The sequence below is a fragment of the Caproicibacterium argilliputei genome (assembly GCF_029211325.2).
Lineage (GTDB): Bacteria > Bacillota > Clostridia > Oscillospirales > Acutalibacteraceae > Caproicibacterium > Caproicibacterium argilliputei.
In genome coordinates this window covers 1064657-1077385 of sequence record NZ_CP135996.1, presented here as the reverse complement: position 1 = coordinate 1077385, position 12729 = coordinate 1064657, and the positions used below count along the sequence as shown (strand labels likewise).

Genomic DNA, 12729 nt, shown 5'->3' with positions numbered 1-12729 from the left:
AACCTTCCTTTGACGTATGTAATTCGTAAATATAAGTAACCCAGTCCGCCTCAGTTTAAGAGGTTCTTCCCAGCTCCAAATCAGTGCCGGAGCGGAAAATCAGACAGTTTGTGGCTTCCTTGTTAAAGATGTGAGAAACGCCGTTGATACGCGCCGCGACCGTGGGATACATGGTCACAACGCGAATCTGTGCCATGTCGAGCTTCTCCTCTTTTTCCTCTATCTCATTCATCAGCTTCTTCAGCTTCTCCTGCTTTACCAAAAAAATGGACAGACGGAAATGGATATCCTTAAGCGCCGCCTGAATTTTCGGGTCTTTCTCCCCTTTTTTCAGCACATCGGTCTGCTGCTGTGCGGTTTCAATTTTAGACTGGATTTCCTGAAACTCTTTTGTAACTGATTTCCTCAATTCTAAAAATTCGGGTGTGCACTCCAAGCTGAGCCGCGTGACCTGCCCGCGCTCGTTGCCGACTTCCTTGGCACGGATGCCCTCCATCGCGGTAATGCTGCCGCCGATGATAACACCGTGGCCGGACTCCGCCAGCACAGAACTGCCGCACACCACCGTGGAGTTTGCAATGCTGTCGGCGTAAAGATTGCCCGCGGCATAAACCTTGGCGCTTTCAATGTAACGGCACTTGATTTCGCCGCCGGCACGGAGCGTGCCCTGCTCGTTGCCATTGATGCCGTTGCGCACAAAAATGTTGCCCCCGGCCTCCACGGTTGCCATACCGACGCTTCCGGCGATGTTGATATCGCCAGTGGCACGAACGATAAAGCTGTCGCGCACATTGCCCTGCACAAAGACGTTGCCTTTCACGTTGATGTTGCCGGTAGAAAGGTCGACGTCGCCCTGAATCTGGATGACATCCATGACTTTGTAGCGGTTGTTTTCGTAGAAAATCTGGCCTTCCACCTTTGCCGTGATTTCCGTACCATCTTCAGATAGCTGCGTGTTCGCGCCAATGGGCAAGTCGGGCTTTTTGCCAGGCGTGCAGGAAATTTCTTTTCCCTGCACCGAAAGGCCGGACTTGCCGGGCGTGGGCAAAACCACGCGGCAGATCAGCTGCTTCTCCTCCACGTGCACCAGCCAGTTCAGGTTTTTGTAGTCGATCACATCCTTGTCAGACTGCATATACGGCGTGCCGACAGTGTGCGGAATGACCTCTTCTATGCGGCCGTCTTCCCCATTGACCGGCGGCGTACCGGCAGCTGCCAGAAACAAACGCATATACGCGCGTTCCTGCACAGCCTGCGCGACTGTTTCCTCATCCACACCAGTGGTAACCCCTGCCGCCTTCAGCGCTGCAGAAGCTGCTTCGGCGCTTGCCGGCGTACCGCCGAACAGTGGCGGAAACACAAAAATCCACGCCCGCAGCCCATCTTTGGAAACCGCAACTTCCACGCGACCGTCAATTTTAGGACGAGGTGTCACATTTTCGGTGGATTCAGTAGCTTTAAGGATTCCTTCTGCCTCGGTATCCAGTTTTTTTAGCAAATCTGTTGTTTCATCGTCCCAAGGTGGGGGCAGATTGCCAATATACCTACCACAGCTCGGATCGCGCACAGGGGTGCTGTTTTCCTGCGCCCAAAGACCATAGAACTTCTGCAGAGATAGAAGCGTAACCGTCATCTGACTGGCATCGTAAGTGGGGATTTCCGCCGTCTGCTTTGTTTCGGAATCTGCCGGCGGCTCTCCCAAGTCCGGAGGCTGTGCCCGTTCCTGGGCGGATTGCTCCTCGGGTTGGTCGGTTTCTTCCGTTTTTGCAGAGTCCCTGCGCTTCACAAACTTCTGATACAGGGAAAGCAGCAGGCTCTCGCTTTTTTCTTCCTTGTCCCGTTCTGTTTTTTGCTTCATGATGCTTTTCACCTCCGGCTTGTTTATACAGACTTCAAGCTGTACGTTTCACGTATAAAAAGCATTCAGCTGGATGAATGTTTGTTTTGCATTTCCAACATTAGCTTATTATACATCAGATTTTTTTCTTCGTCTATAGATTATTGTGAAAATCAGTTAAAATTCCGGTAATTGTTTTCATTGAACTTCAAAATTATGCTGGATGCAAAAAGATATTCAGTTTTCCTTAGCAATCTCCTACAAAAATTCAGTTTTTGCTTTGTACGAAAAAACGGCAGCCCCGCCGGAGCGGAAACTGTCGTTTTTGATTGTTTTCCTTTATGCAAGCAAATTCATTGCCACAGCCGTCGTTTGAACCTGCGGCGACACATTGCTTTGAATCTGCAGGTAGCGCTGCATCCCCTTGGAAAGCACATTCTGCTCTTTTTCATTTGCCTGAAGCTGCGCGCTCTGTAACTTTCCCTCAAAGGTTGTGCCACTGTCCGCCTGAACCGCCTGATTCGACGACGTGCCTGTGCTGCGGTTCTGGCGGGCGGCAGTCCGGCGCACCGCAGAAACAGCGGAAACGTCAGTTGGCAGCTCTGTCTGTTCTTTCAGAATCTGCCCCCGGTGCGGAACTGCTCCGGCAAGCGTATCTGCCGAAGCCAGCGCTGTTCCGTACGTTGTCGAGGTAGAGCTGCTCTGCGCAAGCACCTGCTGCGCACGCTGGCTGAACTGCACCTGATCGGCTGTCAGCACAGAGGATGTGCGCGACACGCGGGAAGTTTCCGTAGAGGTTGCCGCCCGCGATACCGACTGCACAGCTTCAACCGGTGTATCCTGTGCATGGCGCGTTTGTGTCTGCAGGCGCGTCTGATAAAGGCGCGCCGCGTAATCATTTCCCAATCCATTGACCTGCAGGCTCATACAAACCCCTCCTTTGGTTCTTTTTCTGCCTTTATCTTACCACTTTTCCCTGCACGATAATGCAATAAACGAAAAATAAAAAATTTCTTTTTTGCGGCGTCTCTGTACCGCACACAGCCCGTCTCCCCTGCACTTCCCTTTGTTCCGTTCCGCACAGAGCGTTGTATCCACAGAAACCGACGCATAGATATGATAAAAGGAAATCAGGGAGGTGCGCATCTTGAGGAAAAAGCGGCGGTCAATTTTCTGGGAATACTTTTTTCTATTTTTGTTTGGCGGCACAGCTTACTGTTTGCTGGAACTGGGCTGGCGTCACTGGACACACTGGTCGATGTTTCTGGCAGGCGGTCTGCTTTTCTGTATTATCGGTCTGGAAAACCAAAAAATCCGCTGGGAGTGGTCCCTGCTCAGTCAGGCACTCGTGGCAGGTTTGACCATTACGGGGCTCGAATTTCTTTTCGGGTGTATCTTTAATTTATGGCTGCGTCTGCAGGTGTGGGATTACAGCAAGCAGCCATACAATCTTCTGGGACAGATCTGCCTGATCTGGGCCTTAGCTTGGTGTGTCGTTGGTTGGGCGGCTGTCATTCTAGATGATTTCCTGCGTTGGAAATTGTTTGGAGATGAGAAGCCACACTATCGATTCCTGTAGTCCCATCGCAAATTAAAAACTACGAAACCTCTGAAAAAGCAAAAACGAAGTATAGGAAGCACGCAGAAGCAGGAACTCCTTGCAAGCCACTTTTTCCCGCTATATTTTGGTTCCTGCATCACCGAACGATATTCGGATTTCATGGAGACTTTACCCTACCATCGCTGGTATATAAAGATTTGCATATGCAAACACGGCATACAGCTTGGTTCTGCTTTCAGAAAAAGGCAGCCTTCACAGGCTGCCTTTTTCATACCAATTTGCCCTCCTGCCGGGCTTAAAATGCAGGAACCGCTTTTCGCAGAGTGACTGCGTGCTTACAAATAAAGTCAATGCGGCGTGGAGTTAGCAAGCAAAAGCATCCCACCACATTTTTCCTCACGAACCGCGGTCCATTACCAATTTAAAACTATTCATACTATTACGAACCGTTTTTCTTAAAAAGTCTATAGATTTTCTGTTTAGTTCTTTTTTTGTGTTTATATTATGCTGTTCGGACTTATCTGGCTGTGATTTGCAAAAGTAAGTATACGATACCTATATCCAGGCACCTTCCTTTGTTGAAAATTCGGGTAGAAATTATCAAAATTGAGTGGTATTCTTAGTTTACTGAGTTAATAGTGCCACAACAGTTTGGAAATCTTTTACATATAATTTCTAATCGTTATGCATTGACTATGTATTAGCAATCTAAGTCATGCCTATACTCTAGATTTCTAAGGCAACACCGCACAGAAAAAAAGCTGCGGTAAGAAGCGAGATATGATAAAATAGGTATATGGATAAGCAGATGAGTATGTCAGCTCTGTGCGATGAACTGGCACAGGTGCGTACGAAGAAAAAAGAATTTCTCGAGCAGATTGAGCGCATCGTTCCATGGGGGAAATGGGTGGCCATGATCAAGCCGTGCTACTACAAAGGAGAGCACGGAAACAAGCCCTATGATTTGGAACTGATGCTGCGGCTGTATCTGCTGCAAAACCTATATAATCTATCCGACGAAGCAACGGTGGCTGAAACGATCGACAGTCGTGCCTTTTCGGATTTCTGCGGCGTGGAATCAAGCAATCAGGTGCCGGACGGGGATACGCTGGGAAGATTTCGTAATATTCTCATACAAAACGGTTTGCAGGAGCAGTTGTTTGCGCAGGTGGCAAATTTGCTGCAACAAAAGGGACTGCTTCTGAAAAAGGGTACCATTGTGGATTCCACCATCATAGCCGCTCCGTCCTCCACGAAAAATCAGGAGAAGCAGCGAGACCCGGATGCACATCAGGTGAAGAAGGGCAATGCGTGGCACTTTGGCTACAAGGCACATGTTGGGGTGGATAAGGATAGCGGGCTTGTTCACACGGTTGAGGTAACGGCCGCCAATGTCCATGATGTCGCCATGACCTCCAAACTGCTGACCGGAGAGGAAAGCGTTGTATACGGAGACAGCGGATATTTGGGAGCGGAAAAGCGCGAGGATGCCATTATAAAGAACAATGCTGGCAAGCGTATCCGTTACAAGTTCAATCGTCGCCCATCGCAAATCAAAAAGGGTTCCAACAGGTCGCAAGCCCAACTCAAGCGCAGAGAGCACGAAAAGTCATCGGTTCGTGCCAAAGTAGAACATGTTTTTGCCGTTGTGAAAGGTCTGTTACGGTACCGAAAGACGCGATACCGAGGTCTGCAAAAGCAGACCGCCAAACTGAATATGATGTTTGCGTTGGCGAATCTGATTCTGGCTGACAGGCCCTGCCTGTCAGTCTGATTGCGTTTGCCTTCGCAGATATAATTGGGAGAGTTCCTCGCTGTTTGCCGCCTTTGGCAGATGGCGTGGATTTTTTATACCATTGTGCGGTGTTGCCCTAATACAGTCAATAGCGTAATATGAGAGATTTCTAAGCTTGCAAATTATGTATAGAACGGGGAATTTATTTTGGATGTAATTGACAAAATCGATCTCTTAATGAAGCAAAAAGGCGTAAGTGCATATCGAGTAGCAAAAGACATTGGCTTTTCTAATGGACTTTTTACCCAATGGAGAAAGCACTTGCAGACCCCATCAGCGGATAAACTGTCTAAGATTGCGAACTATTTTGGTGTCACGGTTGACTATCTAATGGGCAACGAGCACAGCCGCCCTGAATTTGAAGTTGAAACGTTCGATGACTTTTCATACGCAATGCATAATGAGTCTGGTAACCTGTCTGACTCTGACAAGGAAATTCTATTGAATCTTGCCAAGGACATGGCAAAGCACCGTAAAGAAAAAGATAACAATTCCAGAAAGTAAGCTTTCGGAGGGGAAATTACGGAACTTTCAGAAGTTTATGCGGAAGTTGATTCCCGCGACATTGACTTGATGGTAAAAAAATAGACTTCAAAGAAGCCTATACCGGAGCAATCACTTTCAAATTTCCAGATGGAACATATTCAATAGCTATAGACACAACAAAAATTGACCGCGTATCGCAAATCAAATCTGTGCTGGCACACGAACTAGGGCATTGTGCCACAGGTTACACGCATCAGTCAGACAGAGCCCCCTTGACCTTGTGTGCCAGCACGAGTACAAAGCAAACAAGTGGGCTGTGGAACGTTTTCTTCCTTTTTCAGACTCGCAAGCCGCTGTTAAGGACGGTTACACGGAAATATGGGAACTGGCAGAATATTTCAGCGTATCAGAGGAATTTATCCGCTGGGCGCTGTACTATTACATAGAGTGCAAAGGCTGTCGCTTTTAAAAAACCTGCAAATTATTCATTGTTCCATCCTTTCTATCCCCTGTAATTTCAGAAATTGCGTTCAAATTTTTTTGGTTATGCAATGTTCCACGCAAGCATTTAGAAATTTGTTCGTCATAGCAAGTAATACTTTTTGCTCGTACTTTGTCTCCAAGGCTTGTCATGGTTTAATCATTGACCGCTAATTTACTTTTTACCGCTTTTCCAAACGACGTGAGTTTGTGTTGCTTTGATAATGCAGAACATTTGAAAGTTGTACTTCTTGCATTGTGATAATCTCCTTTTTGATGTAAAATATTGGTGAATGATTAAAGAAAGGTGAGAAAGCTATGAAAACCTACTGGCAGAAGATGAAAGAACGCCGTGATGCCGAAGAAGATGGACCAGTAGAAGAATCGAAAAAGCGTCCTCAAAGAGTCGGCTGTTTGTCCATCATTGGAGCAATCGTTGTTGCACTGATTCTGATTCAATTCATCCCCGGATTCGTCATTGGTTTCAAAAATGGATTTGAAAAGGAAACAGCGCCTTCATCTACTTCTTCATCCAGTGAAATAACATACAAAAAATGCCAGAAGCTTCATGAAGGAATGACTTATGAAAAGTGCTGTGAAATTTTGGGAAGTAAAGGAACTGCAACTTTCAATAATAAGTCTGATGGAGTTGAAACCAAAACTTATAACTGGTTTGGAATCGGAAAAAGCGTATATGCTGTTTTTCAAAATAACAAGCTGATTTCATCCGGCCAATATGGACTTGAATAAAAGGAGTGATTTTATTATGGGCGCATACGGTTCACCAGAACATTTGCCGCCAAATAACCAAAACTTTTCTTATACCGCAGGAAACCCACCTCCAAAGAAGCACACCGGGCAAAAGGTCGCCTATGCTGTGTTATTTTTCTTATCAGCTGTATTTACGCTCTGCACGGTTTCACTTCTCTGCGGCGGGTACATCTCCACTGGAATACTCATGGCAGTTGAAACGCTGGGGCTGATGGCTGCTACGCACATGGTTCATACCAACATTGATGCGACAAACGTTGCAAACGGCATACCCACCGGAAGAATTTACAGAAAAGCGCTGAACGGGTATCGTAGCAATGGAGCAGTTGTGAATCATTTGAATCCAGAATCTGCAATTTCATATTTCAGATACCACCCAATCAAGATGAAAAGTTCTGGAAAAATCATAGCAGCTGTCGTTGCCCCCTTCATTGTATGTTTGCTGATTTCAGGGATACTTCCCTATTCCTCTGACACAACGCAGCAGGTTCAGGCTGGCATTCACCTCTACAGCAGTACCTCTCCTGTCAGTAAAACATCCACAGAAGCAGAATACAAGGCTTCTTGCAAGACAATTGCGTTTCAGCAAATTGCTAGAAACCCAAATAAGTACAAAGGACAAAACGTAAAGCTAACTGCAACCGTTCAGCAGATTCAGGACACTGGCGACGGAACGCAAATGCTTTTGTTGGAAGCAGACTCGGACTCTGAACATACGTCTGACAGCTCCTTGTATGCTCTGTACACCCCTGAAAGCGAAAATGAAGACAGGATACTTGAAAACGATAAAATTACCGTATACGGCGTTTTGAATGGTCTGCAAACGTACACCACTGTAATGGGCGATTCCAGAAGCGTTCCTAAAATCAATATACGTTATCGTGACATTCTCGCTTCGTCTGATTCCCTTGATTCTTAATTTTCTCTCTGTGAGGCTCTCCTAATTGAGGGTGAAGGGCTTTTTCGAGTATACGGATTGCTAAATCGTTTGTAATCCAATTGCCAGTTTCACTGGCAACCACACCGCAGCCAAGAATTCCACTGAATTTAGGTGTGCTTGTTTGCATAGCATTCTCCCTTTCTAAAAGATCGTATACTTCATCAGGCAGGGACGTTATAAACTTTCTATACTGCACTGCGGTTCGACTCAAGGGGCAGGAATCTGCTTTGAAAGATTTCACGCACCAAACCGGGCTGCTACGGCAGCGGGAACACGAACAGGTTGTCGCCACAAAGGCGGCTGGTAAAACCGTGTCCTTTGGCCGCAGCCCAGCGCAGAAAGCGGCTTAGAGTGTGCGAAAACGCAGCAGCGGTTTGACGCCGCAATAAGGCGTTGGACAGTCTGTGGGAGAGTGGTACAATCAGAGTAAAAGGAACGCTTGTGAAAGCCCCCGCCATACCAGGTACTTTAACTTTCAGCGGTCATGCATTAGACCGGCTGTCCGAGCGTGGAATGACTTCGCAGGATGTGGAAACATATCATAAAATCACCGAAATTTGCAATCCAGCAGCGCAACGGCACGCAACACGTTTATTATTCAGGAGCCGGCTTCATCGCAATTAAATCAGATGGCACAGTGTCTTCCATCGGGCAGCTGGACGATGGTGGAAAAGCTGTATTGGAGGCGGCAAAGAAATATGGATTTTATCATGAAGCCCAAAAGTGAAGACGAACAGGCTTTCTGCCCTATTTGGAATAAAAAAATTTCCGCAGGACTTTGCTTTGATATCTCCAACATTGGCAATGATAGTTTAAATCTGCCGCAAAAGCTCCGGCCACCTTGTGGATGGCGAACAGCACATGAGATATGCGATACCTGTGAAAACTACAATTAAGCCGCCGGCACAAACCCGGCGGTATTTTTGTACCCGATTTCATACGGCGGCGAATTCTGGTATGGGTTTTGTGCCAGGTTTCTCACCAACGCTTTTGCTTTTGGCAGCAGGCAGGCGGCTTTCAGCTTTTCAAAGTCCTTGACTGCCTGTTTGGTGAAGATCGCTTTATACATTCCAGTTTAGGTCCACCGCGTTGGTGCCCACTTCCAGTGACTCTTTTGCTCCGGCAAGGATGCTGTCCGTCATGCCGGAAATGTTGGAAAGATACAGCGTTCCAGTCTTTTTCGGAAAGCAGAACGACATTGGCAGTTTTGCCGGTGATTTTCACCGGCTCGTGTATTTCCTGTACGCGGTTGATGAGGCGGTACAAGTCTTTTCGTGCGTTTGTCACATTGATGTTTTCCATATCATTCCTCCTTTGCAAGCTGACTATAACGTACGCATTTGCGTATGTCAAGAAGAATTTGCAATTCCGTACGGTATAGTCTATACGCTCCTATCTAAGTGAAGTGTAAGGAGTAAACTCCAAATAATACCATTTGCTGCTTGCGGCACTGCTTGCCTGTAATCATGCATTCGCTCAACGTGCCAAACCAATACATTATGCAGTTGGGAGGGTGGAAAAGCGCTTTGTTTTAAGACGTGTTTACCGATACGCACTCGAAGAAAAGACTGCAGAAGTGAAAAACGATGCGAACGTTCACTTCTCAAAAATAACGGCAAAAACAAATCAGACAACAAATTAGACAACAAATTTAAAACGGCAAAAAAGAAACCGTATAGGGATGTACCCTACACGGTTCAAAAGTTGGTGCGAGGGGAGGGACTTGAACCCTCATGAAATTGCTTTCACATGGACCTGAACCATGCGCGTCTGCCAATTCCGCCACTCTCGCAATTCAATTACCTGCTGTCGTACTGTTTACTGCCGACGACTTATATATAATATCACACTCTTTTTAATCTGTCAACAACTTTCTTTTGCTTTTTTAAAAAAATGTCGAAATGTTTTTCAAGTTTTTTTGTAAAAATGCTTTACAAACACCCGAACGAGTGCTATAGTATGGATAGTATTTTAAAGCACGATTTGATTCACATGGTATTGTAGATCAAAGATCGTTTTTGATTTACGGTCCATGTGTTTTTTTCTTTGCAGTAAAATACAGAGAAGATCATGTTCAATTTTTTCAAGGAGGTACCTAACATGGGTGCAAACACTGGTACGGTAAAATGGTTCAATGAGGCAAAAGGCTACGGCTTCATCTCTAATGATGACGGCAGCGGTGACGTGTTCGTGCATTTCTCCAGCATCCTGGGCGAAGGCTTCAAGACTCTGGCAGAAGGCCAGAAGGTCACCTATGATGTAGAGCCCGATCCGAAGAACAGCAGCAAGTTCCGTGCTGCAAACGTTCAGGGCATCTAAATTATTCCTGAGCTTCTCGGTGGAAAGCTTCGTGCTTTCCACCGTTTTTTTGTGCCTGCAGAAAATCTGCGCTTCTCTCTTCCCTTTTTCTGCAAAATCCAGTATACTAGAGATGTAAAGAATTGAACAGATTTTTTACACGAATTCTCTGAAATTTGCTTAATCACGGAGGGAGCAGCCATGCTTGGCTCCATTCTAGGCGACATTGCCGGTTCTCGATTTGAGTTCAGCCGGCCCACCGGCTTTAATTGGCGAACCGAACCGCTTTTCACCACAGGCTGCCGCTACACCGACGACAGCGTCATGTCCATCGCCAGCAAGTACGCCATCTTGACTGGCCGCAGCTTTGAAAGCGCCTACCGCCTGTTTGGTCGGCGCTACCCACACGCCGGATATGGTGCCATGTTTCAAGACTGGCTCGCCACCGGCAGCCGACCCTACCGCAGCTGCGGCAACGGTTCTGCCATGCGGGCAGGTGTCATTGGAGAATACTTTGACACGCTGGAAGCTGTCGAAGAAAAAGCAGCGGAAAGCGCAGTCTGCACGCACAACCACCCGCAGGGTATTTTAGGCGCGCAGGCCGCCGCCGCCGGAGTATTTCTTGCGCGCAGCGGATTTGACAAAAAGGAAATCCGCAAAACGGTGCAGAAACGCTACGGCTACAATTTACGCCTTCCTTTAGCTCTGCGCAGGCCGCGCAGCCAGATTTCCCTGACCTGTCAGGGCACCATGCCGCTCGCATTCACCTGCTTTTTGGAAAGCACCGATTTTGAAAGCTGCATTCGCAACGTATTCAGCTGTCTATGTGACACCGATACTGTGGGCTGCATCGCGGGCGCCATTGCCGAAGCCTATTACCACAAAACTGGATTTGACAACGATCAAATTCTGCGCCAGTACCTGATAAAGCCCGTTGCAGTCGGGCAGACGGACACATTTTTATACGACTGGGCCACCGCATCTGCAGACAGCATCCAGCCGCTGAAGGAGGAACTCTCTTGATCGTAAAAACCTATCAGTCGCGCGCTGTTTTGGAAATTCTGCAGCAAGGTCAAACTTATCGTGCCCGCCGCAATCTTGGTTTTGACGTTGCCTATCAAGGGCTGATCCGCTTGTTGGGTCTGCACTGTGATGCACCAATTTTTGGGTACTTAAAAGGGCACCGCCGCTGTACCAATGGAAAAATCAGCAGCAGTGTTCTGCTGACGCTGGATGTCCCTGCAGAGTATGTCTATTTGACGGAGTATAGCGTCTGGGCTGACTATATGTACTGCGTGATGCACTACACCCTGCCGACCAATCGGGAAAGTGTGACTGCCAATGAAGAAGTTACGCAGCGGCAGTTTTCGCTCATCATGAACGACTTAAAAACGCAGCGCAGTCCCTCCTACTATGCAGTACCGCAGGCCGTCATGGAAAAGATTAAGCCCGAATGGCTGATTCAAGTTACCGACCACACCCATTCCCCGTTTTACCGCTTTTGGCAGGCACTGCGTGGAAACTAAGCAGTCTTTGCTTCAAATACGCGAAAAAGCATCTCCCCTTAAAAAGGCAAGATGCTTTTTCTTCCTATATCACCTATCCGTCCGTAAGCTGCAGACAGACGATTTTATTTTACCAAACCGGCAATTTCTTCAGCAAAGTTGTCCTGCCGTTTCTCAAGTCCTTCGCCCTTTACAAAACGAACGAAGCCGGTAATCTTGATTTCACCGCCCAAGGCCTTAGCAACCGATGCGACATACTGTGCAACGGACTGCTTGCCTTCTTTGACATACTCCTGATCAACCAAGCAGATTTCCTTCAAGGTTTTTTTCACCTTGCCGGCAACCATTTTTTCAACCACATTAGCCGGTTTACCGGAAGCAGCAGCCTGCTCCTCAGCAATCTTCTTCTCACGCTCAATCACGTCTGCCGGTACATGTGCGTCATCCAGATACTCCGGGTTCATCGCCGCAATCTGCATCCCGATGTTTTTGCCCATTTCGTCAAACTCCGGTTTTGCCGCAATCGCATCTGTCGTGTCAAAATTGACCAACACGCAGATTTTTCCGCCTGCATGAATGTAAGAAGCCACATGACCTTCCACACGCTCAAAACGGCGCACCTTAATGTTTTCGCCAATGGTCAGAATTTTTTCTTTCAGAATGGCGTCAACAGTCTTGTCACTACCTACAGCCTGGCACTGCAGCAATGCTTCCACATCTGCCGGATTCTTCTCCAGAACAGTATCGGCGCAAGCCGTTACAAATTCTTGGAAAGAAGCGTTTTTTGCCACGAAGTCGGTTTCCGCATTTACTTCCACGGCAACGCCGACTTTGCCATCTGCACTGGTTTTTGCAAAGGCAACACCTTCAGCGGCAATACGACCCGCCTTTTTGGTTGCGGCAGCCAAGCCCTTTTCACGCAGGAAATCCAGCGCTTTTTCCATATCTCCGTCGGAAGCGGTAAGTGCCTTTTTGCAGTCCATCATGCCGCAGCCGGTCTTTTCACGCAGTTCCTTCACGTCTTTCGCTGTAAAAGCCATTTGATTCATCCTCCGA

Annotated in this window: 14 protein-coding genes, 1 tRNA gene and 1 pseudogene; 9 read left to right on the top strand and 7 right to left on the bottom strand. The window is 47.3% G+C overall.

Annotated elements, in window-relative coordinates:
* Positions 1-55 precede the first annotated feature (55 nt).
* On the bottom strand, positions 56-1858 hold the full coding sequence (locus PXC00_RS05095; protein WP_275845516.1) for a DUF342 domain-containing protein: 1803 nt from the start codon (positions 1856-1858) through the stop codon (positions 56-58).
* Positions 1859-2176: 318 nt separating this feature from the next.
* Positions 2177-2764 (bottom strand): hypothetical protein, encoded by a 588-nt coding sequence (locus tag PXC00_RS05090; RefSeq protein WP_275845514.1) that lies wholly within the window; start codon positions 2762-2764, stop codon positions 2177-2179.
* 220 nt (positions 2765-2984) lie between these two features.
* Here PXC00_RS05090 and PXC00_RS05085 point away from each other — a divergent pair, with 220 nt between their 5' ends.
* From PXC00_RS05085 to PXC00_RS05060, 6 genes are all read left to right on the top strand, one after another.
* Positions 2985-3416: a putative ABC transporter permease gene (locus tag PXC00_RS05085; protein WP_275845512.1), complete on the top strand. Its 432-nt coding sequence runs from the start codon at positions 2985-2987 to the stop codon at positions 3414-3416.
* 790 nt (positions 3417-4206) lie between these two features.
* Positions 4207-5172: an IS5 family transposase gene (locus PXC00_RS05080; protein WP_316935204.1), complete on the top strand. Its 966-nt coding sequence runs from the start codon at positions 4207-4209 to the stop codon at positions 5170-5172.
* Positions 5173-5340: 168 nt separating this feature from the next.
* Complete coding sequence (locus tag PXC00_RS05075; RefSeq protein WP_275844467.1) at positions 5341-5697, top strand: helix-turn-helix domain-containing protein; 357 nt, start codon at positions 5341-5343, stop codon at positions 5695-5697.
* Between the two features lie 780 nt (positions 5698-6477).
* The gene (locus PXC00_RS05070; protein ID WP_275844465.1) at positions 6478-6909 is read left to right on the top strand and encodes a hypothetical protein; all 432 of its coding nucleotides are present in this window, start codon (positions 6478-6480) and stop codon (positions 6907-6909) included.
* Positions 6910-6925: 16 nt separating this feature from the next.
* A complete protein-coding gene (locus PXC00_RS05065) occupies positions 6926-7849 on the top strand; it encodes an OB-fold protein (protein ID WP_275844464.1) in 924 nt (307 codons plus the stop codon).
* 719 nt (positions 7850-8568) lie between these two features.
* Positions 8569-8766 carry a hypothetical protein gene (locus PXC00_RS05060; RefSeq protein ID WP_275844462.1) on the top strand — a complete coding sequence of 66 codons (198 nt, stop codon included), beginning with the start codon at positions 8569-8571 and terminating at the stop codon, positions 8764-8766.
* Here the strand turns inward: PXC00_RS05060 and PXC00_RS05055 are convergent.
* The 4 genes and pseudogenes from PXC00_RS05055 to PXC00_RS05040 form a co-directional block, all read right to left on the bottom strand.
* Entirely contained in the window at positions 8763-8939 is a 177-nt protein-coding gene (locus PXC00_RS05055; protein ID WP_275844479.1) for a type II toxin-antitoxin system RelE/ParE family toxin, read from the bottom strand. The genes PXC00_RS05060 and PXC00_RS05055 overlap by 4 nt on opposite strands.
* Positions 8932-9069 carry a hypothetical protein gene (locus tag PXC00_RS05050; RefSeq protein WP_275844478.1) on the bottom strand — a complete coding sequence of 46 codons (138 nt, stop codon included), beginning with the start codon at positions 9067-9069 and terminating at the stop codon, positions 8932-8934. The genes PXC00_RS05055 and PXC00_RS05050 overlap by 8 nt, the downstream gene beginning before the upstream one ends.
* Before the next feature lie 25 nt (positions 9070-9094).
* Positions 9095-9172 (bottom strand): annotated as a pseudogene (locus tag PXC00_RS05045) (hypothetical protein); the annotation flags it as partial.
* Positions 9173-9575: 403 nt separating this feature from the next.
* Positions 9576-9662, bottom strand: a tRNA-Leu gene (locus tag PXC00_RS05040).
* A 308-nt stretch (positions 9663-9970) separates the two neighbouring features.
* Between PXC00_RS05040 and PXC00_RS05035 the strand changes: the two genes are divergently transcribed.
* The 3 genes from PXC00_RS05035 to PXC00_RS05025 all read left to right on the top strand — a co-directional run bounded on the left by PXC00_RS05035 (position 9971) and on the right by PXC00_RS05025 (position 11694).
* Complete coding sequence (locus tag PXC00_RS05035) at positions 9971-10189, top strand: cold-shock protein (RefSeq protein WP_212507759.1); 219 nt, start codon at positions 9971-9973, stop codon at positions 10187-10189.
* 180 nt (positions 10190-10369) lie between these two features.
* Positions 10370-11191, top strand: coding sequence for an ADP-ribosylglycohydrolase family protein (locus tag PXC00_RS05030; RefSeq protein ID WP_275844461.1), 822 nt, complete (start codon positions 10370-10372; stop codon positions 11189-11191).
* Positions 11188-11694, top strand: a complete 507-nt coding sequence (locus PXC00_RS05025; protein WP_275844460.1) for a hypothetical protein — start codon at positions 11188-11190, stop codon at positions 11692-11694. Before PXC00_RS05030 ends, PXC00_RS05025 begins: the two co-directional genes overlap by 4 nt.
* A gap of 104 nt (positions 11695-11798) precedes the next feature.
* Here PXC00_RS05025 and tsf read toward each other — a convergent pair whose 3' ends face one another.
* On the bottom strand, positions 11799-12713 hold the full coding sequence (gene tsf / locus PXC00_RS05020; RefSeq protein WP_275844459.1) for a translation elongation factor Ts: 915 nt from the start codon (positions 12711-12713) through the stop codon (positions 11799-11801).
* Positions 12714-12729 lie beyond the last annotated feature (16 nt).